The sequence below is a fragment of the uncultured Desulfobulbus sp. genome (genome assembly GCF_963662935.2).
Lineage (GTDB): Bacteria > Desulfobacterota > Desulfobulbia > Desulfobulbales > Desulfobulbaceae > Desulfobulbus.
Genome location: NZ_CAXXTL010000001.1, coordinates 819,650 through 843,236, shown reverse-complemented (window position 1 = coordinate 843,236; position 23,587 = coordinate 819,650). Strand labels below are relative to the sequence as shown.

At 55.5% G+C, this 23,587-nt stretch carries 20 protein-coding genes and 1 tRNA gene; 15 read left to right on the top strand and 6 right to left on the bottom strand.

From position 1 onward, the window contains the following. Window positions 1-61 precede the first annotated feature (61 nt). Complete coding sequence (locus ACHZCX_RS03635; protein ID WP_319585867.1) at window positions 62-1,672, bottom strand: protein adenylyltransferase SelO family protein; 1,611 nt, start codon at window positions 1,670-1,672, stop codon at window positions 62-64. Between the two features lie 109 nt (window positions 1,673-1,781). On the opposite strand from ACHZCX_RS03635, the gene ACHZCX_RS03630 reads away from it, so the two are divergent. Next, a complete protein-coding gene (locus ACHZCX_RS03630; protein ID WP_319585866.1) occupies window positions 1,782-2,681 on the top strand; it encodes a DMT family transporter in 900 nt (299 codons plus the stop codon). Between the two features lie 233 nt (window positions 2,682-2,914). Here ACHZCX_RS03630 and ACHZCX_RS03625 read toward each other — a convergent pair whose 3' ends face one another. Then, window positions 2,915-3,652, bottom strand: coding sequence for an RlpA-like double-psi beta-barrel domain-containing protein (locus ACHZCX_RS03625; protein ID WP_319585865.1), 738 nt, complete (start codon window positions 3,650-3,652; stop codon window positions 2,915-2,917). Window positions 3,653-4,064: 412 nt separating this feature from the next. Between ACHZCX_RS03625 and ACHZCX_RS03620 the strand changes: the two genes are divergently transcribed. After that, window positions 4,065-4,469, top strand: coding sequence for a hypothetical protein (locus ACHZCX_RS03620; protein WP_319585864.1), 405 nt, complete (start codon window positions 4,065-4,067; stop codon window positions 4,467-4,469). Between the two features lie 177 nt (window positions 4,470-4,646). Here the strand turns inward: ACHZCX_RS03620 and cobO are convergent, their stop codons facing one another. Both cobO and ACHZCX_RS03610 read right to left on the bottom strand, forming a co-directional pair. Further along, a complete protein-coding gene (cobO, locus tag ACHZCX_RS03615) occupies window positions 4,647-5,168 on the bottom strand; it encodes a cob(I)yrinic acid a,c-diamide adenosyltransferase (RefSeq protein WP_319585863.1) in 522 nt (173 codons plus the stop codon). Window positions 5,169-5,728: 560 nt separating this feature from the next. Next, window positions 5,729-5,815: transfer RNA gene (locus ACHZCX_RS03610), tRNA-Leu, on the bottom strand. A gap of 243 nt (window positions 5,816-6,058) precedes the next feature. Here ACHZCX_RS03610 and rsmB point away from each other — a divergent pair. The 13 genes from rsmB to ACHZCX_RS03545 all read left to right on the top strand — a co-directional run bounded on the left by rsmB (window position 6,059) and on the right by ACHZCX_RS03545 (window position 19,793). Next, window positions 6,059-7,423: a 16S rRNA (cytosine(967)-C(5))-methyltransferase RsmB gene (rsmB, locus tag ACHZCX_RS03605; protein ID WP_319585862.1), complete on the top strand. Its 1,365-nt coding sequence runs from the start codon at window positions 6,059-6,061 to the stop codon at window positions 7,421-7,423. A gap of 73 nt (window positions 7,424-7,496) precedes the next feature. Then, on the top strand, window positions 7,497-8,084 hold the full coding sequence (locus ACHZCX_RS03600; protein WP_319585861.1) for a DUF6657 family protein: 588 nt from the start codon (window positions 7,497-7,499) through the stop codon (window positions 8,082-8,084). Window positions 8,085-8,086: 2 nt separating this feature from the next. Beyond that, complete coding sequence (locus ACHZCX_RS03595; protein WP_319585860.1) at window positions 8,087-9,196, top strand: Xaa-Pro peptidase family protein; 1,110 nt, start codon at window positions 8,087-8,089, stop codon at window positions 9,194-9,196. 39 nt (window positions 9,197-9,235) lie between these two features. Further along, window positions 9,236-10,549 carry a PhoH family protein gene (locus tag ACHZCX_RS03590; protein ID WP_319585859.1) on the top strand — a complete coding sequence of 438 codons (1,314 nt, stop codon included), beginning with the start codon at window positions 9,236-9,238 and terminating at the stop codon, window positions 10,547-10,549. A gap of 35 nt (window positions 10,550-10,584) precedes the next feature. Continuing rightward, entirely contained in the window at window positions 10,585-10,917 is a 333-nt protein-coding gene (locus ACHZCX_RS03585) for a hypothetical protein (protein ID WP_319585858.1), read from the top strand. Next, complete coding sequence (gene pyrF, locus ACHZCX_RS03580; RefSeq protein WP_319585857.1) at window positions 10,914-11,618, top strand: orotidine-5'-phosphate decarboxylase; 705 nt, start codon at window positions 10,914-10,916, stop codon at window positions 11,616-11,618. The genes ACHZCX_RS03585 and pyrF overlap by 4 nt, the downstream gene beginning before the upstream one ends. Window positions 11,619-11,645: 27 nt before the next feature. After that, window positions 11,646-12,179, top strand: a complete 534-nt coding sequence (locus tag ACHZCX_RS03575; protein ID WP_319585856.1) for a nitroreductase family protein — start codon at window positions 11,646-11,648, stop codon at window positions 12,177-12,179. 91 nt (window positions 12,180-12,270) lie between these two features. Further along, a complete protein-coding gene (locus tag ACHZCX_RS03570) occupies window positions 12,271-12,783 on the top strand; it encodes a hypothetical protein (protein WP_319585855.1) in 513 nt (170 codons plus the stop codon). Window positions 12,784-12,798: 15 nt separating this feature from the next. Then, the gene (locus ACHZCX_RS03565) at window positions 12,799-14,199 is read left to right on the top strand and encodes an MFS transporter (protein WP_319585854.1); all 1,401 of its coding nucleotides are present in this window, start codon (window positions 12,799-12,801) and stop codon (window positions 14,197-14,199) included. A 49-nt stretch (window positions 14,200-14,248) separates the two neighbouring features. Next, window positions 14,249-14,857, top strand: a complete 609-nt coding sequence (locus tag ACHZCX_RS03560; RefSeq protein WP_319585853.1) for a flavin reductase family protein — start codon at window positions 14,249-14,251, stop codon at window positions 14,855-14,857. 271 nt (window positions 14,858-15,128) lie between these two features. Further along, a complete protein-coding gene (locus ACHZCX_RS03555; protein ID WP_319585852.1) occupies window positions 15,129-17,114 on the top strand; it encodes a cation:proton antiporter in 1,986 nt (661 codons plus the stop codon). Window positions 17,115-17,988: 874 nt separating this feature from the next. Further along, the gene (locus tag ACHZCX_RS03550) at window positions 17,989-19,017 is read left to right on the top strand and encodes a CoA-transferase (RefSeq protein ID WP_319585851.1); all 1,029 of its coding nucleotides are present in this window, start codon (window positions 17,989-17,991) and stop codon (window positions 19,015-19,017) included. Window positions 19,018-19,019: 2 nt separating this feature from the next. Then, window positions 19,020-19,793: a CoA-transferase gene (locus tag ACHZCX_RS03545; RefSeq protein WP_319585850.1), complete on the top strand. Its 774-nt coding sequence runs from the start codon at window positions 19,020-19,022 to the stop codon at window positions 19,791-19,793. 75 nt (window positions 19,794-19,868) lie between these two features. Here ACHZCX_RS03545 and ACHZCX_RS03540 read toward each other — a convergent pair whose 3' ends face one another. Both ACHZCX_RS03540 and mgtA read right to left on the bottom strand, forming a co-directional pair. Further along, the gene (locus ACHZCX_RS03540) at window positions 19,869-20,669 is read right to left on the bottom strand and encodes a PTS sugar transporter subunit IIA (RefSeq protein ID WP_319585849.1); all 801 of its coding nucleotides are present in this window, start codon (window positions 20,667-20,669) and stop codon (window positions 19,869-19,871) included. 2 nt (window positions 20,670-20,671) lie between these two features. Beyond that, window positions 20,672-23,329, bottom strand: a complete 2,658-nt coding sequence (gene mgtA / locus ACHZCX_RS03535; RefSeq protein WP_319585848.1) for a magnesium-translocating P-type ATPase — start codon at window positions 23,327-23,329, stop codon at window positions 20,672-20,674. Window positions 23,330-23,587: the final 258 nt, after the last annotated feature.

Below are 23,587 nucleotides of genomic sequence, written 5' to 3'. Positions count from 1 at the left end.
AATTGAATTGGTTACATGTAACAGTTCTTTGGCATTCAGGATAGTTTTTCCTTGGCCTTCCCTAGGAGCTGCATGACAGCATTGAGCACCCCGGCCGGTTGCGGGCCCACTCGGGCCGTTTCTCGGCAAACCGTTCTTTGCCCGGCTGCTCGTCGTAGGGATGGCGCAAAACCTCCAGCAGTTCCTCCACTAAGGAATAATTTCCCTGCAGCACCTTGTCGATGGCCATTTGGGCCAGATAGTTGCGCAATACGTATTTTGGGTTGACCGCGTTCATCTGCTCCCTTCGTTTGTCGTCGGGCCGGTTGTCGCGGCGCAGCCGCTCGCTATACCGGTCGAGCCAGGAGGACAGCCGACTCCGATAAGCCGGCGTCAGTTGTTCCGGCTGGTAAAAGGCCTCATGCAGGGGTGCAAACCGATCCTCGGCGGTCATTGCAGCTTCCATTGGCACCAATGCCAAGTGCCGGAAAAAAAGGGTCATGTCCGTTTCTACCTCAGTCAGAAGCCGCAGCAGATCCTCGATCAGCGGTCGGTCCAGCTCCGGTTCAAAGGCGGCGAGCCCGAGTTTGTGCGCCATCATCGCCTGCCGGCCCTGTTCGAAATGGCGGGTGTAGTCGCGCAGGGATTGCTCCAGAGGTTCGGTTGCGCCGATCAGCGGATAGAGGGCATTGGCCAGTTGCGCCAGATTCCAGTGGGCGATGGTGGCCTGCCGACCGTAGCAGTAGCGGCGGCCTTGGGCGTCGGTGGTGTTCGGGGTCCAGGTGGGATCGTAATCCTCAAGCCAGCCGTAGGGCCCGTAATCAATGGTCAGACCATGGATCGACATGTTGTCGGTGTTCATCACCCCATGGACAAAGCCAACCCTCAGCCAGTGGACCATCAGGGAGGCGGTGGTCCGGCATATTTCGTCAAACCAGCGGCCGTACACCTCGGGGGATGGTTCGCCCAAATGGGCGAAACCTGTGCGAATGGTGAAATCAGCCAGATGCTGCAGAACGGAAAGCTCATTTCGAGCGGCAAAGAGTTCAAAATTGCCAAAACGGATGAAGGAGGGCGCCAACCGGCAGACCACGGCTCCAGGTTCTTCCTCTGGGTGACCGTCGTAGAACATGTCGCGTTCCACTGTTTCGCCGGTGAGGATCAGGCTCAGAGCTCTGGTCGTCGGCACACCCAGGTGAAACATAGCCTCACTGCACAAAAATTCACGGAGCGAGGAGCGCAGCACCGCCAGGCCATCGGCGGTGCGGGAATAGGGGGTCGGGCCGGCGCCCTTGAGTTGCAGGGTCCAGTGTTGTCCTTGCTTGTTGACGATTTCGCCCAGATTGATGGCCCGACCATCGCCCAACTGTCCGGCCCAGTTGCCGAACTGGTGGCCGCCGTAGCAGGCGGCATGGGGATCCATCCCCGGGAGCAGCTGATTGCCGGAAAAAATATGGGTGAAGAGTTCGGAGCGGCATTCCGCTTCCGTCAGGTCGAGCAGATTTGCCGCCTCCCGCGAATAGGCAACGAGTTGCGGCCCTACGGTTTGGACGGGTGCCACCCGCGAGTAACAGGAACCGTGGACCTGGCGTCGTCGGTTTTCCCTCAGAGGGTCGGTGGGTAATTCACGGGTGAAGCGGTTGTCGAAACGGAGCGCGGTGAGCGCATGGGGTTGTCCCAGAAGTCGGCTCATTGTTTAAACTCCTCGTGTGGCAGGTTAAAAGCTCTTGATCTACGCCGTCGCCCGGTAGCGACCGCGAAAGGCTTGCGGGTGGGAATAATCCGGAGTAATGCTGCCTGCGATGAAAACGATTAAACCCTACCTGGCCGCCTTGGCCGTGGTCTTCATTTGGTCCGGCTGGATCACGCTCTCGCGCCACGGTGTCCACTCCCTCTTGCAACCGGCTGATATCACCCTCTTGCGGTATTGGACAGCCTTTCTTGCGGTTTCACCCCTGATTCTTCGTTATCCTTGGCGGCGGTTCAGCATGTGGCAGTACCTGGTCGTCGGTCTGGGTGTTGGCTTCCCCTACACCATGCTCTCTTTCTACGGGCTCAAGGTGGTGCGGGCTGCCCATGCCGGGGTGCTGGTCAACGGCATGCTGCCCGTGCTGGGGGCTATCGCCGCCTGGCTGCTTTTCCGGCAGCGAATTGCCTTCCACCGTTATGCCGCCATCGGCCTGATCTTTTTCTCCAACCTGGTCATGACTGGTGGTTTGGTGTTCACCGTGGACCGGACGGCCGGGATTATCCTGCTCCTGATCGCCGCACTCTGCTACACCTTTCACATGACCGGCATCCGTCTCTGGCACATGAGCTGGCAGGACGTGGTGGTTATTGTGCCCATGGTCAACGTGGTACTCTTTACCCCAATGTGGTACTTTTTCCCCTCTGGTTTTTCTCAGGCTTCCTTGCAAGATATGGCGGTTCAGGCGATTTATCAAGGCGTCATCGTCAATGTTCTGGCTCTGGTCTGCGTGGCCTATGCCATCCGTCATCTGGGCACGATCACCGTGTCCTTGTTTATGTCCTTTGTGCCGGTGACCACCGCCCTGCTGGCCTGGATTGTGCTGGGTGAGGCGCTGCAACCGTGGGAAATTGCCGGCATCATCGGCTGTTCGGCGGGATTATTGTGGTATTCACGTGAGCCGAAGTCCCAGGCTTTGAAGGCGACTCAAACGATCAAACCGGATAGAGACTAATCAGGCAGGACGAAAGAACGATTGTGTATTGCGGGTAGTTGCTGAACGGAGAAAACTCTTCACCATTGAAGAGTGGCGGTGGTGTATTGGGGAACTGGTCGGAATTTTAGGGGATTATAGCACCTTGCCTGATAGGGCGCAGGTGGAAGATTGCGTGCTGGCCGATAGTCTGCTTGCTCTTGGGTGAATTCAACCGGCTGTTCCTGGCAGTAGAAAAGGGGGGGCGAGGGCGCTTACAGGACGCGCATTTTCAGATTGCCGACACCCTGTTTGGCGATGGAAAGGCGTTGGGCCAGGCCATAACTGAGATCGACATCCCGGCCCCGATGATAAGGACCCCGATCGGTGACCACGGCCCTGGCCTTTTCCCCGGTTTTTGGATTTTCCAGTTCGACCTCGGCGCCGATGGGTATGTCGCGGTGGGCGATGGTGGCGCCATGCATGTCAAACGGCTCGCCGTTGGCCATGAGCCGGCCTTGGTGGTACTCTCCGTACCAACCGGCAACCACTTTCTCCGAGGCGCCAGTCAAACCGCCTTGGGTTTCGGTGGGGATACGAATCTGCTGCCCGACCCTGAGTTTGTTGGGGTTGTCGATCTTGTTGCAACGCAGAATCTCCGCCGGATCGACCTTGTATTTTTCCCTTGCCAGCTCCCAGATGGTTTCCCCCTTTTGCAGGATGTGCACGATCTCGTGCGTTCCATCGGTTGTCTGCTGTGTCGCAGCTGTTTTAGAAGAACCGGCCTCTGCCTGATTGGCGGTTTTCCGGGAGGATTGGAGGGCGGTTTCTTGTGCCAGAAAATCCTGGAAGTTGGACTGCACTGAAAGGCCTGATGCGGCGTTTGACCATGAGCCGCGCAACGATGTCGAGTCTTTCGCCTCGGGACGATTGTTTTTCCGCGTTTTACTGCCCGCTTCAAGTTGGCGGGTAGCATTGGTGGCGGCATCGTTTGGTTGAATCATGTATTCCATGCGTATCATCCCTTCCCGTCTGCATACAAAAAAGCAATCCCTGTCTCCCACGTCTTATCGACCGGTCTCCCCTTAAAATTAAGCTTATTGGTGCAAAGACTCACGGGTCAAGTGTTCATCCACCTGTTATTACAATACTATTTTGGTCGAAGAAGTTGCCTGGACAGTTGTTCTTCTGTTCCAATTGAGAGAGAGAAGATGTCTAATGTTCTGTTTTTTTGACATTTTATTGATAGGCAAAAAGATTTTCTTTTTCGCTAAAGCTTTTTCAGGTCGCCAGCCGATAAAGACATACGGAATATTTAATGGTACGTGATCAGAAAGAAACGTTACCGAATATTTACTGGGCATGGCGGGAGTTCTTTGATTGCATTTGATTAAGGGAATAATCATTCATCCAAGGGAGGAAGATATGCGATTCAGAATCAAGAAGGAGAAGGACGGAACGGTCTATTCCATTGTTGTTTCAGGGGAAGTAGACGATGATGCCGGGTGGGACATCTTGCAGATTGCTCAAACCATGCTCAATATGCCCCGTTGCCGGGAATTGATCATCGACCTGCGGTCAGCGGTGATTGACGATGAGCTTTCCGTGCTGAATACCGACACCCTTGTATCCGTTTTTGAAGAGGGGTTGCTGAAGAAAGACAGTACCTTGCTTGTCCGTTTTTTGGATGACAGCGAAATTCGCCTCTGTTCTGATCAGCTCCCCTTGGAACCGGCCATTTGTTTTGCCAATGTGAGCATCGATGAAGCCAAATTTTACGGCAGGGCCATGAAATGGCTGGAACAGGAAGCCCGATTTTGGGCAAATTGACCTTCAGCTTCCTTCTTTCTGGTATGAAGTTGCTGGAGTGACTCGGGCATTTCTTAGATATTAGAACGTGAAAAAAAGCCCCTTGGCCAACCGGTCAAGGGGCTTTTTTTGTGGAATGTTTAGGTCGTTGCGGAGAGTGTTTTGGTCGATTGGTTTTATACGGGTTGAAGAAGCCGATCAGAACTCAATCCCCTTTTGCGCCTTGATACCACTTTTTAAAGGATGCTTGATCATCTGCATTTCAGTGACTAGATCGGCCGCAGCAATCAGTGGCTCAGGCGCGTACCTGCCGGTGATCACCACATGCTGATTTGGATTACGGGCGGCAAGAACATCGAGGCAGGGTTCGATCTCCAGCATGTTGTAATGAAGTAGGTAGGTGAACTCGTCGAGAACGACGGTATGATATTTTCCCGACGCAATTGCTGTGCTGGCAAAATCCCAGGCTTCACGGGCCAGGCGCGCATCCTCCTCGATGTTGTCGGATTTCCAGGTGAAGCCTTTTCCCATCACGTGCAGGTCGATCAAATCTTCGAACCGTTTAACTGCGTCGAGTTCGCCATAGTGCCAACCACCCTTGATAAACTGGATAAAGCAGACCTTGAGGCCATGGCCAGCAGCCCGCACCGCCATGCCCAAGGCTGCGGTTGTTTTACCTTTGCCGTTGCCAGTGAAAACGATCAGTAATCCCTTGGGCATCCTCAGTCTCCGTCCTGCATTTTTCGTGATCGTATCTGAAGCACAAACACCATATTACCATCTTACCTAGAGAGCGTCATTGCTTCCTGCATTTCTCTGAACAGGTATTCTCTTTCGTGTTCAAAATGTCACGAATCCAAGCCTAATTTGTTCGCCTGCTGATAGTATGCTTGCCATGCAGCCATGGCTTTCTGTCCAAATTAAGCTTGAGCTTCGGCAACGAGCCACCTCACCCCCTATGCCCGTCTTTACAGTCTGGGCAAATTATTTCGCCTTCCCCTTCGCAAAAGTCACAGGGCAATCCTAACTCATCAGGATTTTCCCCTTCGCCGTTGCAATGGGGGCACACAATGGCATTTTCGTCTTTGCATTTCTCGCATTCATAAAAAACCACATCATTCTTGCTCATAAATTTTACCTTTGAGATTATATTTTTGGAATTGTTTGGGATTTCACGCATGCGGAGGGAGGAAAAGTTAATTTCATCTGACCGGCATTCGACGAGAGTGTGCCAACAAAAAAGGAGCCACACAGTATGCTGTGTAACTCCTTGATTTTTTTGGTACCGGAGGTCGGAATCGAACCGACACGGGGTCGCCCCCGCTGGATTTTGAGTCCAGTGCGTCTACCAGTTTCACCACTCCGGCTTGAGTGTGCCGTTCTTTTACCTTACCGGGCTTTTCGCTGTCAAGGGGAAAGCTGGACTCGCTTCATCGTTTCGCCTGTAAAATCTCCGTGCCGATTCCTGTCCATGGATAGGGTATCCGGTCGAAAAATCATTGCAATTCACGTCAAGCATGGCAGAGTGCACCTCTACTGATTGCTTGATGGTATTAGATTTTTTATAATTTTAATTAATTGATATTACAAGGATAATTTTCGAACTAGCTATGACTTTACCTTCTAACCCCATCACACCCAGGGCCGTTGCCGTCGAGGTGCTCTGCCTCTGGGCCACTACTCACAATTCGATAGATCTCCTTTTTCGGACAGCTATCGAACATCTGGCCGATATCGATCGTGGGCTGGTCAAAAACCTGGTCTACGGGGTCCTGCGGCAGAAAGAGTATCTTGACCATATCATCCGCACCTATTCCAAGCATCCGCTGCGCAAGATGAAGCCACGCACCCTGATGACGCTCAGGATCGGGGTCTATCAGTTGTTGTTTTTAAGCCGTGTTCCGGAGTCGGCAGCGGTCAATGCCACGGTCAATACGCTCAAGGCGGCTGGCCAACCGGCCTGGTTGATCGGGTTTGCCAACGGTATCCTGCGCACCGTGGCCCGGAGCCGGGCAACCCTGCCCACCGCCGAGCAGATGGCCCAGACCGATCCGCCGGTCCTCAACCACCCAGCCTGGCTGATTGAACGTTGGCAGACGCAATTCGGCACGGAAAAAGCCCGGACGATTTGCCGCTGCAACAATACGGAGCCGCTGCTCTCTCTGCGGGTGAACACACGGCGCACCAGTCGATCCGCTTTAAAGGACCTGATGGCGAAAACAGGGATCGACGCCCAAAAAGGATTCTTCAGCCCACTGAGCCTGACAATCGAATTTTTTCCCGGCTCCATCACCTCTCTGCCCGGCTACGATCTGGGCCATTTTCAGGTCCAAGACGAGGCGGCGCAACTCGCGACTCTACTCGTCGGCCCGCTGCGCAGTCGTTGCCGTATCCTCGATGGTTGCGCCGGCCTCGGCGGCAAGACGTCGCACCTGGCCGAGATTCTGCCGCCCGATGGCACGCTCGTCGCCATTGAGCCAGATGCTCGCCGGTATCGACTGCTCCGGGAAAACCTGCACCGCTTGGGCCACAATGAGCCGGTACTGCCGGTACGCACCGATTTGCGGAGCTATGCCGCCACCCGGCCCCAGCCCTTTGATGTCATTCTCATTGATGCTCCTTGTTCAGGCACCGGTGTTATTCGCCGCCAGCCCGACATCCGTTGGAACCGCCTGCCCGAGGATCTGGCCCAGTACCAGCAGACCCAGGTGCACCTGCTTGAAATCGCTACCTCTTTGCTCAAACCCGGCGGTGCCTTGGTTTACGTCACCTGTTCACTGGAACCAGAAGAAAACCAGGAAGTGATCCGCCTGTTTCAAGAGCGCTGCCCCCATTTTGCGGTGGAAGATGCAACGACGTTGCTGCCGGATGCAGCCCGAAAACTGGTGGATGCTGCCGGGTTTTTCCGGCCCAATCCAGGCGATGGCCTTGATGGTTTCTTTGCCGCTCGCCTGATCGATCGCCGCAACTTGTAGTTTTCGCCGACAATGTATATAGTCGAGGGCCATACCGTCCCCCCCCCTCAAAATCTATAAGGAGAAACCGTTCATGGCTGGGATAAAATCAACTATGGATCTGGTCATGGAGCGCGCCGCCCGCATGGGCATGGCCACTCCGGACGAGATGCGCCACGAGGAACGCCTGAAAAAAGGGATGCAGTCCACCGCCGAATACCTCAATGGGACCAAACCCTCCCTAGCGGCAATCCTCGGTGAGCACGAGCCGTCCGAACACGCCTCCATCCGTAAGGGCATGCTTAACTCGCTGCTGCGCAATCTTTTTTTGCCCCGAGACGAAGAAGGCACCAAGCGGATTGAAAGGGCTGTTCGAGGTATTATCGAACTCAACAAAGACACCGCCGATATCGCCGCTCTGTGCCAGGAGTTACAGACCATTACCTCACAGTATGGCCAGCACCGCACCCAGTTGTACGACCAGCTCAAGGAACAGATGCGGATGCAGATCGAGCAGATGTTGATGCGTAAGGGAATGAAGGCCGACACCTCGAAGATCGACCCAACCATGGAGCCGCAGTTCAAGGAGCAGTGGACACGGCTGGAGATGGATCTTGATGGTCAGTACGGCCAGGCCCTGGAGCAGTTTAAAGCACAACTCAAGGATTGGACCGGGGTTTGAGTATGACCAGGAACGATGAGTTTGACCGGATCGTCCGGTTGCAATCAACCTTGCGTCGGAAGAAAATCGACGCCCTGCTGGTTTCCCAGCCGGACAACCGCCGCTACCTCAGCGGCTATACCGCACCTGATCACGGTATCCAGGAGACGAGCGGGTTTCTCCTTATCCCCGCCGACGGATCGCCCTTGCTCCTGACTGACTCCCGTTTCACCCTCCAGGCCGAGGCCGAGGCCCCGCTATTTAAGGTGGAGATGTATACCAAGGGGTTGTTGAAACTCCTGGAGAAGCTCAAGAAAACACTTGGTTTTCATACCCTGGCCTTTGAGAGCGACTATTTTCTCCACTCGGCCTATCTTCGGCTCTCCGATATGGCGCAAAAACGGGGACTGACGCTGCGGGCGGAAAGCGGTCTGATTGAGGCGATGCGGGCGGTGAAGGACGAACGCGAGCTTGACCTGCTGCGCCAGTCCACCCGGCTGAACGAGAAGGTGTTTCAGTCGGTATACCATACCCTCGAACCGGGCATGACCGAACGCGAGATAGCCCTGGCCCTGGATTTGACCATGCGGGAGATGGGGGCCGAGGGCCCGAGTTTCGACACCATCGTTGCCTTCGGCACCAACGCCGCCCGGCCCCACGCCGTGCCCACGGATCGTGAGCTGCAGGCGGGCGATCTGGTGCTGGTCGACATGGGCCTGGTCTACCAGGGATACTGTTCCGATATGACCCGGACCTTTGTCGCCGGCAAACCCAACCCGACCTTTATCGAACGCCACCGGCTGGTGCGGCAGGCCATGCTTGCCGGCATCGGCGCCATCCGCGCCGGGGTCACTGGAGTATCGGTGGACCAAGCCGCGCGTCAGGTGCTGATCGATGCCGGTTACGGCGATGCTTTCGGCCATGGCCTCGGCCATGGGGTGGGGATTGCGGTCCATGAGGAGCCTCGCCTTTCGCCGCGCGGCCGCAAAAAGCTGCAGGCCGGCATGGTCGTCACTGTTGAACCGGGCCTCTACCTGGCCGATTGGGGCGGCATCCGTTTGGAAAACATGGTGATCGTCGGCGAGGAAGGGTGCGAGGTCCTCAACCGCGACACCACCAGCCTCGATCTGTAAGCGCTCAGCCTCTTCCATCCCTCAGCCTTAGGGAACAGCATGTCCGATAAATATTTCATCCTCGATACCAACGTCCTTCTCCACAACAGCCAAGCCATCTCCTGCTTTGCCGACAATACCGTGGTTCTGCCGATGACGGTGATCGAGGAGTTGGATAAATTCAAAAAGAATAACGATGAGTTGGGCCGCAACGCCCGCGGTGTTATCCGTGACCTCGACCGACTGCGCGGCCAAGGCAGCTTGGGCAAAGGGGTGCGCACCAGCGACGGCGGCACCGTCTGGATCACCATGGAGAAGGAAGGGGACTGCGGCACCTGCATCGACCTCAATATCCCCGACAACCGCATCATCGCCACCGCCTACCGTCTGTTCAAGGAGGGTAAGCGGGTGATTTTTGTCTCCAAGGACATCAATGCCCGTCTCAAGGCCGACGCTCTCGGCATAGAAGTGGCTGATTTTGAAAAGGAAAAGGCTGATTTTGACCAGCTGTACACCGGTTGGCGCAGTCTCAAGGTGTCGGCAGCCACTGTCGACCGTTTCCACCAGAGCAAGGAACTGCAACTCGATCAGGAGACATTGCAGCCCAACGAGTTCATTCTTCTGGTGGACGAGGCCAATGAAAAACACACCGGCATTGGCCGGGTTGTGGCCAACAATCGGTTGAAATCACTTAACCCCGTCTTTGAGAGTGCCTCCAGCCTTCGCCCCCGCAGCATGGAGCAGCGGGTGGCCCTGGAATTATTGATGGACCCTGAGATTTCCCTGGTTTCGCTCATCGGCCAGGCCGGCACCGGCAAGACCCTGCTGGCTCTGGCCGCTGGACTGGCCAACACCCTTAAGGGCAGCCGATACGAAAAGCTCTTGGTTTCCCGGCCGGTGATTCCGCTCGGCCGGGATATCGGCTACCTCCCCGGCACCAAGGACGATAAATTGAAATTGTGGATGCAGCCGATTTTTGACAATCTTTCCTACCTGATGGGCCTGACCAACGGCGGCAAACAGGATGCCGCCTCCGAACTGGGCATCAATCGCATGCTCCGGGAAGACCGGATCGAACTCGAGGCCCTGACCTATATCCGAGGCCGCTCGATCTCCCGCCAGTACGTCATCATCGACGAGGCCCAGAATCTGACCCCGCACGAGGTCAAAACCATTATCAGCCGGGCAGGGGAGGGCACCAAAATGGTCCTCACCGGTGACCCCGAGCAGATCGACAACCCCTATCTCGATGCCAGCAGCAACGGCCTCAGCTATACGGTCGAACGGCTCAAGGGGCAGGAAGAGTGCGGTCACATCACCCTGACCCGTTCCGAACGCAGCCACCTGGCCTCGTTGGCCGCCGAATATCTTTAAAATGACGCTGCCGGCAGGCAGCCAAGGAATACACCATGCGCCAGTACATGATCGACGAGATCACTTTTCTCGAACGCGACACCCTCGACAGCTATCTCAAACGGACCCTGAAGCCGGGCGGCCTGGAAGGCGTCTTTTTTCTTAGCGTGCCCCCTGATCTTTTGGGGCCGGAGCAGCTGGGGCATGCGGAGTGCGGTCCTTTCTATTTCACCGTTATCCTGGAGCAGAGCTCGCTGCGCTTTGAGCTGCTGGTCCGCAGCGCCAGCAACATGCACTGCTCTTGCATCGCCTGGGCTACCCCGAGCCAACGGTTGTTCGTTCTCGATTTTGCCGACCGCATGCTCAAAGAGGAGATGATCCGGGCATGAACAAGGCATCAATCCCTCTGGACGAGCGCATTATCTTTGCTCTGGATCTGGCCGATCCCCGCGAAGCTCTGGCTCTGGTCGACCGGTTGGCCGGGCAGATCCGTTTTTTCAAGGTCGGGCTGCAGCTGTTCTTTGCCGGTGGCTGGCCGGTGGTGGACTATATCGTTGCCAAGAACTGCAAGGTGATGCTCGACCTCAAACTCTATGACATCCCGGCCACGGTGCAGCTGGCGGTGCACCAGTTCGCCGACCGGGGCATCAGCTTCACCACGGTCCACGGCTACGGCCCGGTGGTGGAAGCGGCGCTGGCTGCTGAGACCGGCATTCAGATCCTGGCGGTCACCGTACTCACCAGTTTTGGTGCCGAGCAGGTGAGCGAACTGCAATACCCGGGTTCGGTGGACGATCTGGTGCTGCAGCGGGCGCAAACCGTGCTCAAGCTCGGCTGCCATGGGGTGGTCTGCTCGGCGCGCGAAGCGACCCTGCTGCGGCAGCGCTTGGGCCAGGACTTCATCATGGTCACCCCCGGCATTCGACCCTCCGGGGCCGACCTGAACGACCAGCAGCGCGTGGCCACGCCTGGCCGGGCCATTGCCGACGGCGCCGATTATCTGGTCATCGGCCGTCCCATCCGCGACGCCGCCGATCCGGACGCATGCATCGCCGCTATCCAGCGAGAAATAGCGACCGCCCTGGAATAGATCTCTATCAAACAAGTGAGGTGTTCTATGTTGATCGATCTCTTACGCGCCCGCCGAAGTATCCGCCGCTTCACCAAGCAGCCGGTCGAAAAGGAAAAACTCGATCTCCTGTTGGAGGCGGCCCTTCGCTCACCCTCATCCAAGGGCAACAACCCCTGGGAATTTATTGTGGTCACCGAGAAGGAGCGACTGGAGAAACTGGCGGTCGCCAAGGCCCACGGCGCAACCTTTCTCCACGGCGCCCCTCTGGCTATTGTGGTTTGCGCCGATCCAGCCAAGAGCGACGTTTGGGTGGAAGATGCCGCCATCGCCACCACCCTGATTCACCTGCAGGCCACCGATCTCGGCCTGGGAAGTTGCTGGGTGCAGATCCGTTTGCGGCAGCGCGAGGATCTGACCAGTTCGCAAGTTTATTTAGCTGATCTGCTTGGATTGCCCGAGGGGATGATGGTCCTGGCGATCGTCGGCATCGGCTATCCGGTTGAGGGCAAGAACGGTCATCCCTATTCTTCCCTCTGTTTTGACCAGGTCAGTTACGAACAGTTCGGTCAGCGGCGCTGATCCCAGATCTCTTCATCACTTGATCTGCGTCAACCAATGGTTGATAAACAGACACACCATCCCCCATTCTCATTCACCATCAGGAGTTTTCATGAAAAACGTGCGTCTTCTCCTTGCCCTCTGCTTATTCCTCGTCTCGACTGCTGTCAGCGCCCAGGCGGACCTGGACGGCTTCCTCTCCGGGCTCAACAATAGCGCCCATTCCGACATCAACGATTACGGGGTTCGATTGAGCATCCAGTTCGGTGTGGCGCAGCCACAGGTCTACTCCCTCATCAGGTCGGTGGCCACTCCCGCCGATGCTTTCATGTGTTTACAGCTTGGTCAGATGCTGCGTCTCCCGCCTGAGCGGATCTTGCAGACGTACAACACCAATCGGGGCCGAGGTTGGGGTGTCATAGCCAAGGAACTAGGCATCAAGCCTGGTTCCGCCGAGTTCCATGCGCTCAAGCGAGGTGATTTTGCTCTGACTGGTGCCCCCGGCAACGGCAAGGGGCAGGGCAAAGACAACGTGCAAGGGTACGATCAAGGCCAGGGACAGAGCCAGGGGCAGGGTCAAGGGAAGGGTAAAGATAAGGGCAATAAGGGAAAAGGGAACAAGTAAACACCAACCCTCTCCATGAGAGCCAATCCCGAGCAATCGCCGGCAGACAACCGGTCTGCCCTTGAACGATCAGCGCTTTTTGTCGCCACCCTGACCTCGTTCATGGGGCCGTTCATGATCTCCTCGGTCAATGTTGCCCTTCCTGCCATCCAGGCCGATCTCCAGATGAATGCGGTGCAGTTGAGTTGGATCGCCACCTCCTATCTATTGGCGGTGGCGGTCGTTTTGCTGCCGGCAGGGAAAATCGCTGACATATACGGCCGGAAAAAGGTGTTCACCGCCGGCCTCATCACTTATACCCTGGCCTCGACCGCGGCTGCCTTTGCCGGCAACGCGATCTGGCTTCTTGTTTTTCGGGCGATGCAAGGCCTGGGCGCCGGGATGTTTATCACCACTGGTATGGCCATTTTGACCTCTGTTTTTCCGCCGCACAAACGTGGCCGGGCGATCGGCATGTATGTGGCCGCCGTCTATGTGGGGCTCTCAGTCGGCCCCTTTGCCGGCGGCATCCTGACCCAGCAGTTTGGCTGGCGGTCTATTTTTCTGATCATGCTGCCGCTCGGCGTCGGTTCCACCGGCATCACTCTCTTCTTCCTCAAAGGCGAATGGGCTGACAGCCGCAGCCGAAAACTCGATGTTCTCGGCAGCCTGATCTACATCGTGGCCATCCTGTCACTGATCTACGGCGCCACCATCTTGCCTTCGATGACAGGCTGCATTCTCTTGACCATCGGGCTAGCCGGACTGGTTTTTTTCTTCCGGCAGCAAAATCGGACACCCCATCCGATATTTGAGGTCTCCCTCTTTGTCGAAAACCGCACCTTTACCTTCTCCAGCCTGGCGGCCCTGCTCAATTACTCGGCTACCTTTGCCGTCACGTTTCTCATGAGCCTGTATCTGCAATATCTCAAAGGCATGCCGCCCCGCACCGCCGGGTTATTGCTCATGGCTCAGCCGGTCATGATGGCGATCTTTTCGCCCCTTGCCGGCCGGCTTTCCGACCGCCTTGAACCGCGCCTCTTGGCTTCTGCGGGCATGGCCATCACTGTGCTGGGCATGTTGGTGTTTACCCAGTTGCAAACTGACAGCGAGCTGGTTGGCATTGTCTGCACGCTGGCGCTGCTCGGTTTTGGCTTCGCCCTGTTTTCCGCCCCGAACATGAGTGCTATCATGGGATCCGTGACCAAGGAGCAGTACGGCATCGCCTCCGGGGCCGTGGCTACCATGCGGTTGATGGGCCAGATGATGAGCATGGCCATTGCCACCGTGGTTCTGGCTCTGCTGGTCGGGCACGAGGCGATTGGCCCAGAGAATTACGACCGGTTCCTCCTCAGCATCCGTACCGTGTTCACCCTTTCGGCTGCACTTTGCGGCATTGGTGTCTATTTTTCCCTTTTTCGCGGACGGTTGCGGTAGCCGTGAGCCGTTCCTCGGTTCCCAAACATTACGATAGGAGTGAAATGCCATGACAAAAGTTGATTGGAAGCCGGGCACCATGATTTATCCCCTGCCGGCGGTCATGGTCAGCCTGGGAGAAACGGCCGAGGAGTACAATATCATTACCATTGCCTGGACCGGTACTCTCTGTTCCGATCCTCCGATGTGCTATATCTCGGTGCGGCCGGAGCGCCATTCATATGCGATACTGAAGCGGACCGGAGAATTCGTCATCAACCTCACCACCCGGCCGCTGGCCTTTGCCACCGATTGGTGCGGAGTTCGCTCGGGGCGTCAGTACCACAAATTTGATGAGATGCAACTAACGCCGGGCCCAGCCACCAAGGTCAAGGCACCGATTATCGTCGAGGCACCTATCAATATCGAATGCCGGGTAACTGAGATCCGAAGGCTGGGAACCCACGATATGTTCATGGCTGAGGTGGTCAACGTCAAGGCCGATCAGCAGTACATTGATCCCCACACCGGTGCGTTTGACCTTGCTCAGGCGGAACCTTTGGTCTTTGCCCATGGCCAGTATTTCACGTTGGGAAGGAAGCTCGGAAAATTCGGTTTCTCGGTGGAGAAAAAGAAGCGAAAACGGAAAATGCCTTCTCCAGTCCTTCCAAAAGAATGAAAAATGGGGCCGCCGTTACCGGGGCTCCGGTTTATTCCGAGAAATCAACCGTCTCCACGAGGGATAAGGCGAGGCTGGCAGCGTTTTTTACATGTCACAAACCCAGCAGTGTCCGGTTAAGAACGTGCACGTGGTTTCCCCCTTTCTTCCATGTCTCTTGATCGCGAATTCGTTCGCCATTCTTTCTTCCGCTGGTATATTCGACACACCGTTTCCTCCCGGACCGACCGTACGGGCAAACTTCCATTGCAACCGCCGCAATACCTGATCCATGGGCATAGCCACCGATATCATCCTTCTTGTCCTCACCGCCTTTTTCTGTGGGCTGTTGATGCAGCGGCTGCGGCAGCCGCTCATCCTGGGCTACATCCTCGCCGGAGTCATCCTAGGTCCGCATACCGGCGGCCTGACTATCACCGAAGTGCATGACATTGAACTGCTGGCCGAGATCGGCGTCGGTCTGCTGCTCTTTGCTCTGGGCCTTGAATTTTCACACAAAGACCTCAAGCCGGTCAAATGGATCGCCCTGATCGGTACACCCCTGCAGATTGGCCTGACCATCGCGCTCGGATTCGGGATCGGCCGGATGATGGGATGGGACTGGAAGGTGTCGATCTGGTTTGGCTCCCTGATTTCTCTGTCCAGCACCATGGTGATTCTCAAGACCCTGATGAACCAGGGCTGGCTCGGCACCCTGTCGAGTAAAGTGATGATCGGCATGCTGATTGTGCAGGATCTGGCGGTGGTGCCCATGCTGATCATCCTGCCGCTGATGAACGATCCGGCCACCGGACTGGTAGCGCTGGGACACGCGGCCATCAAAGCCGTTCTCTTCCTGGTCGGCATGTTTGTTCTCGGGGCCAAACTGCTGCCCTGGTTGATGCGTCATATAGCCAAACTCGGCTCACGCGAACTGTTTCTCCTGGCGATCATCGCCATTGGCCTCGGCATCGGCTACGGGACCTACCTGGTCGGGCTTTCCTTTGCCTTTGGCGCCTTTATCGCCGGCATGGTGCTCAACGAATCCGACTACGGTCACCAGGCGCTCAGCGACATTATCCCCCTGCGCGACGTTTTCGGCCTGCTCTTTTTCGCCTCGGTGGGCATGCTGCTCGACCCCCAATTCCTCGTGCACAACTTCGGCGTCATTCTCCTTTTGGTGGTGCTGGTTAGCCTGGGGAAGAGTTTCATTTTTTCGGCAATTTCCTGGCTGTTCCGCTACGGCAACGTCATCCCGGTAGCCGTGGGCCTGGGACTGTTCCAAGTCGGCGAATTTTCTTTTGTCCTGGCCCGGATCGGTCTGTCTACTGGATCAATCGACCACAAGTTGTACAACCTGGTGCTGACCACTGCCGTGCTGACCATGGTCATGACCCCGCTCGTCTCGGCGCAGACCGCCCGGTTGTACACCTTAAAGAAACGCTGGTTCCAGAAGGAGCCGTTGGAATCGATCAACTTCCCCGACAAAGGGCTCCATCGCCATGTGGTGATCGCCGGCGGCGGCCGGGTGGGCCTGCAAATCGCAACCACCCTTCACCGGCTGGCCATGCCGTTCGTGGTCATCGAGTTGGATCAGCGGCGGATCGAACAGGCCAAAAATGCCGGTCATGCTGTGGTGTACGGCGATGCCAGCCATGAGATTGTTCTCGAGGCGGCCTCGGTGGCCAATGCCGCCCTGTTGGTGGTAACCATCCCCGGCATTGTCGAATCGCAGGCCATTATCACCCACGCCCAGCGGCTCAACAGTGGCATTGAGGTGGTCGCCCGCCTCTCAGACCCGGATTTTTTTACCATCTTCAGCGAACTCAATGTCACCGATCTGGTCTACCCCGAACTGGAGGCCGGCCTGGAGATGATTCGCCAGGTGCTGCTTGCCCTCCACGTGCCGGTGACCGAGATCCAGCGGCAGACCGAGGCGTTGCGCCAGGAATACTTTACCAGCCGGGTCAGTCAGACAAAACGGTATCAAACCCTGTCCCAGTTTCGTTCAGCCGAGCAGCGCTTTGATCTTGAATGGGTGGCAGTCGCCTCGGACAGCAGCCTGCTGGACCGCTCCATCGGCGAGGCCGAGGTCCGCAAAAAAACCGGGGTTTCGGTGGTCGGCGTACTCCGGGACGATCAATTGGAACCGAATCCCGGCCCGCACTTTCGTTTCCAGAATAAGGATCTGGTGGCCATCATCGGCTCCAATGAAGCCCGCGCTGCCTTTCAAGCCTACTTTTTTCCGGTTAAACCGTCGCAACCAGAGGTTCAATAACCGAACCTTGGCATTCAAGATCAAATCCACCATCCTCCTTCATCGGTCCTTCCTGGAAAGATCTTTGTTTTTCCATTTTGACTGGGCCAGAACGCGAAAAACATTCAGAGACAAAAAAATGAGTTGACAGAATGACCCATTTTTTGAATCATGGTCCGCAGTAAAGCTTGTGCGCATAAAAATACCACCCTGTGCCTAAATGGTTTTGCATGCCAAGTTAAGCTTCACTTATAAATATATGTAGTTTTCAATTCCAAACGGTTCTTCTAGAATTCTTTCCAACCTGATTCAGGTTTCGTTTCTTTACAGAGTTGTTGCTTTAATTTTTGTTGCTTGAATATTTGTTATCAAACAAGTAGTTGCTTCAATAAATACAAAGCTTGTCGATTAAAGAAACATGCCCATTTTCCCTCACGATTGCGACGAATGCGGTCTGCCCGAAGAGAACTTCAAGTTCTGTGAAAGCAGATGCATGCTGCCGAGCTGCCCTGACTGCACGTTCACTTTACAGCTCTACGGCACCGGCTGCGGCAACGTCCGCGTTTATTATCTGTGTCGTCCCTGTTACGAAAGACTGAGCGCTCGGGGCTTTATCGAACCATAGCGTCCTGAACCCGCAAATGCATGTGATGTGCCCCGAATATACACCGTAAATGGCCCGGATAAACACAAGCCATCCTTATCCGAATACATAACTGAACAACAAATACAACAAGGAGGTGCCAACTACTCTCAAAGATTTGTCGGAAAGTAACCTTTTCCCCATGAGTTTGGCTAAACCACTGGAAGGAGGTGTACCCTGGTATTCGAAAAATTCTCATCGTTGCTTAGTTCTTTTCTTAACCCAAAGAAGGAAAAACAGAAGGAGAATGGAATGGATCTCGACAAAAGGATGACGCTCAAGGATGCAGTAGCTAAATACATCCAGGATGGCGACACAGTGTACTATGGTGGATTCCAGATTATGGTCCCCATGGCTTTGACTCATGAAATCATCAGGCAGAAAAAAAGGCATCTGACCACCATCGAATCATCCACCGACGTCGGCGGGCTCGATATTTTGGTTGGCGCCGGCTGTGTTACGGAGATTCACTCCGCCTGGATCATGAACTGGTACGTCAAAGCACCCTATGCCATCCGCCGCGCGTTCAACAAGGGGCATCTCAAACGATATGACATCTCCAATTTCGGTGCGACCAGCGCCCTGATTGCTGGTTTCCTCGGCATTCCCTTCATTCCCGTGAAGGGCAATATCGGAACAGACATGCCCAAGCACAATCCCACCGACATCAGATTTGTCGAAGATCCTTTCACTGGCGATAAAACAACCGTTGTCCGGGCTTGGCGAGCCGATGTCGCCGTCATCCATGCCCAGAAGGCCGACCGTTATGGCAATGTGGTCTCCTATGGTACCCGCGGTGTTACCGATGAGTTCGGCGCCATGGGATCAAAGCGGGGCGTCATCGTTACCTGCGAGGAAATCGTCGAGCCGGAAGAGATCAGAAGCGATCCCGACCGCGTCATCGTTCCCTACTACAAGACTTTGGCCGTTGTTCATTGCCCCTACGGCGCCCATCCTTCTGCCTGCCGCGGTTACTATGGTCTCGACATCCGCTTCAGCCAATATCAGGGTAAATACGAACGGCACGAAGAACTCTTGCCTGAATTCCTCAACGAATGGGTTTATGGTTGCGCAGACCACGCCGCCTACATTGAGAAATATAAAGCCAAATTCGGCCAGGAAGGATTGGATCGCCTCAAACCTGTCCTCGGCTTCAAACCAAAAATGGATGTTGACTACGGCTATCATGATCCGGCATGCTGGAAAGGGGTGCCCTTGTACTCTGACGACCGTCTCAAAGCTTATGAAGAGGCACTCGCCGCAAAAAAAGGGGGTAAATGATCATGACTGCACCTACTTTCAAACTGACAGAGCTGATGGCCATTCGTTGCGCCAAGGAAATCAATGACGGCGAGGTTGTCTTCGTAGGCGTTGGCCTGCCGCTGGTTGTTGCCGGATTCGCAATGGTTTCCCATGCTAAAAACATGGTTATGTTCACCGAGGGCGGCGCCATTCGGGCCACCGCGGCTCCTGGTCTGGCCATCACCGTCGATGATCCCTGCCTGTTCACCAATGCCGACGCGTCCTTCGGTATGCTGTCCACCATGGCGGCCTTGCAGCGTGGCGAGGTTGACGTGGCCTTTATCGGCGGTGCCCAGATCGATAAATTCGGTAACATCAACTCCACCGGCGCTGGCGACTGGGCCAAGAGAGAAAGCTTCACTTACTTCGCCGGCAGCGGCGGCGCCAACGACATGGCCACCTCGGGCAAGCGGGTCTTGGCCATCATGCCCCAGGACAAAAAGAAGTTCGTTGAAAAAGTCGAGTATCTTACCACCCCTGGTTTCCTGGGCGGCCCGGGTGAACGCGAGAAACTCGGCATGATCGGCGGCGGACCGGACTGCGTGGTCAGCACCATGGGCGTCTACAGATTTGATGAAGACACCAAGGAAATGTACTTGGCCGAGTATTTCCCTGGTCAGACAGTCGAAAAAATCAAAGCTGCCTGCGCATGGGATCTCAAGGTCTCGCCCAATGTTATCGAGACTCCGTCTCCCACCGAAGAAGAGCTTGCAATCATCAGGGGTATTGACCCAACCAATTTCTATCTCGGATAATCCGACCTTTTTTCCTTCACCCTTCGAGGGGCGGTGTTCTTATGACACCGCCCCTCGAAGCCTGTCACCATCGACTCATTTGCCCACCTGAACGATTCCTGTTTCCTTTATCGCCAGACAGTCGAAGAGAGCACGGTCTGCCTGAAAGGATGTTTCCCGGCTTTTAACAATACACCACCCGTTGTTTTGGAACTTGCCCTGCGTGGCAATCCCCTCTGCAAGATCGGTAGAGCTATCGAGCAAGTCAACGAGTTCCCGGTCATGCGCGAGCACAACAGGTTTTGCACCAGCACATGTTATAATGGTCACAGGCTCCACGATAAGGTTCGCAAAATTGTAGGAAGGCGCTTCAATGACACTTGGCCTAGCCTGTAACTGAATCATTCGTGCCCTTGTGTCTGGGCCGACCGTTCCCTTGGTTGAGCTTATCAGATCAAGCAGGTGATCACGAACCTCGTTCAATTCGCTGGCTTCGTTTAGCCGATCAAGTCCGGGATAGATTTCGATGGCTTTTGCTAACAGGGAAACCTCCCGCAGATAACTGCTCCGCTGGTTTTCCGGCACAAGATACATCGCAATTATTTTGACCGGTATGCCATCCGGTGCGCCATAATCTATTCCTGTGGGGCTCCATCCCACAACACAGATGAGGTCTTCATTGAATGCAACTCGTGCATCCGGGCAGGCCCAGCCTTTGCCGAGCGCTGTTTTGGTGGACCCTTCCTTGGACATGATCACCCCAGCCACATCGGTACCCGCCGGTAGTGAGGGTATTGCCTCAAGAATATGCGCCAGGAACCGGAGGGAGTGTTCCTTGTTGTTATCAGGAAATTCGATCAACCGTCCTTCCTGTAATGCGTCCAGTAAACTATCCATTGTCAATTACCTCCATAACGGTTGAAATACCATGTTTTCACGATGTGGGTTAGAACGCCATAGGTTGCGAGGAAACCCGCAATCCATGCCCAAAAAATGGGAGGCAATGGAACCATACCGAGCGCGTCCGCAAAGGGTGAGTACGGAAGCCAACTAGCCACGGCCATGATGATCAGGGTGGTTAGCGTCATGTGCAAAGAGGCGCGACTGCCAAAGAAGGGGATGCGCCGGGTTCTGATAATATGCACAATCATGGTTTGCGTTAAAAGCGATTCCACAAACCACCCGGTCTGAAAGAGCCGCGCGTGCAGCTCCTGCTGCGCAGCTCCGATTCCCGGATCGCTGAACGCGCTGCAGCCGAAGAAGTACCACATCAGGGCAAAGGTGGCATAATCGAAGATCGAACTGATCGGTCCTATGCAGAGCATGAACCGCTTGAGGTTGTCGACGTTCCACTTGAGCGGCTTGAGGACAAGTTCCTCGTCCACATTATCCGTGGGAATACCGGTCTGAGAGAAATCATAGAGAAGGTTGTTGGTCAAAATCTGCACCGACTGCATCGGCAGGAACGGGAGCAGGTAGCTGGCACCGACGACGCTGAACATGTTGCCGAAGTTGGAACTCGCGCCCATGCGGATGTACTTGACGATGTTAGCAAAGACCCTCCGCCCCTCCATGATCCCCTCTTCGAGGACCAGCAGGCTTTTCTCCAGCAACACGATATCCGCGGTTTCCTTGGCCACGTCCACGGCTGAGTCGACGGAAATCCCGACATCGGCGGCCTTGAGGGCGGGCGCATCGTTGATTCCATCCCCCATGAATCCGACCACATGACCGGCTTCGCGCAGAGCACGGACAATCTGCTCTTTCTGGGCCGGGCTGAGCTTGACGAAGATATCCTGTTCCTGCACCCGTTGGCTGAATTCCTGCGGCGCGAGTTGGGACAGTTCCGCCCCCGACACTACTCGCTCCGCTTTCAGTCCGACGTTCGCACATACCTTTTGCGTGACCAGACCATTATCGCCGGTCAGCACCTTGACCCGAACCCCGGCTTTGTGCAGGAGGTCGAGCGCTTCAGTTGCCGAGGCCTTGGGAGGATCGAAGAAAGAAACATATCCCAAGAGAACCAACTCGGCTTCGTCTTTTACAGTAAATTCGGCCTTCTCCTGAGGAAACTCGCGATAGGCAATGGCCAGTACGCGGAAACCATCCTTGTTGAGATTATCGACTTCTTCGAAGAGATTGTCCCGGATCATCTCTATGAGAGGATACACCTCTTCGCCGATCTGGTAATGGCTGCAGCAATCGTAGATCTCCTCCACCGCGCCTTTGCAGATCAAAACATGGTCTCCATCATAGTCCATGATCACCGACATGCGGCGGCGTTGAAAGTCGAACGGTAGTTCGTCCACCAGCGGACACCCCTCGACATCCAAGGCGCTATGGTCAAGGATGGCACGGTCTATGAGGTTGCGCAGCCCGGTTTGATAATAGCTGTTGAGATAGGCATAACTCAGAACGTCCTCGCTTGTGCGTCCGGTGATGTCCACGTATCGCTCCAGAACCACCTGATCCTGGGTCAGGGTGCCGGTTTTGTCCGTGCACAGGATATCGATGGCGCCGAAATTCTGAATGGAGGGAAGCCGCTTGATGATGACCTTTTTAGCGGCCATAGCCAGCGCCCCCTTGGCCAGGTTGACGGTGACGATCATGGGGAGCATTTCCGGAGTGAGCCCCACGGCGATGGAAAGGGCGAACAGGAGGGCTTCGCTCCAATTCCCCTTTGTCATGCCCACAATGAAAAAGACTGCACAGGTCATGACCAGCATGAAACGAATCATGAGCCAGGTGAAGGAACGTACGCCGATATCGAAGCTGGTTTTCTCGCGTTCTTCGCCAAGACTTTTGAAAATGGCGCCGAACAGGGTCCGTGTCCCCGTGTTCACTACCACGCCGCGAGCCGAACCGCTGGTCACACTGCTTCCGAGATAGCAAGCATTGACCAGTTCCCATGCGCTCTGGCCCTGAGCTTCCCCGACATGAGCGGTCTTCTCCACGGGCATGGATTCACCGGTTAACGAAGACTGGCTCAAGAAAAAATCCTTGGTGACCAGCAGCCGCACGTCTGCCGGCACGACCGAACCGGCTTGCAGCAGAACAATATCACCCGGAACGACTTCCGAGATCTTGACTTCGCTCTCCTCTCCGTTGCGCAAGACCAGGGCTCGTGATTGAACACGCTTACCCAGCGTCTCGACCGCGCGACTCGATCTGCGATCAAGGATATAGGAAAGCCCAACGCTGAGAACAACCATCGCACCAACGATGACCGCTGATTTAGCCTCGCCGATGAATCCGGCAAGGGCGGCGATCACGAGCAATTGTACCACCAGGGGACTCTTGCAGCGGCGAAAAATGTCACCCCAGAAACCGAGTTGCTTGGCGTGGGCAAGTTCGTTCGCGCCGTACTCGTTAAGACGGCGTTCGGCCTCTTCGGAAGACAATCCCCTGGGGGTTGAGTTTAACGCCTCGATCGCCTCCTGTGTGGAAACCGCGCAGAGTTCAACCATGCGGCGCTCATATTCGCTCGAATCTGTACCCTTATCAAGAACAGATCGAGCGTCAGAACGACTGGAAAATATATTTGATAACTTGAACATAGACGTGAATCCCCTTCCGTCTCAGGGCGAACAAAAAGCAACAACGGCAAGCGCCGCAGGTTGCGATGACCCGCAAAATCTGAGACTGAAATGTTGGGAAGAGAGATATCCGACTCTGGATTCCTCGCTTCAGGTTGTTTCCCGCAAAATGCAGCAAACCACACCCAAAGCAAATCCAGTGAATGAGGAGGGAGCTTTTAGGTGCTTACTGCTGGAATTGCGGGCTGCATAAGTGATAATCGCTACTATGACTGTCCA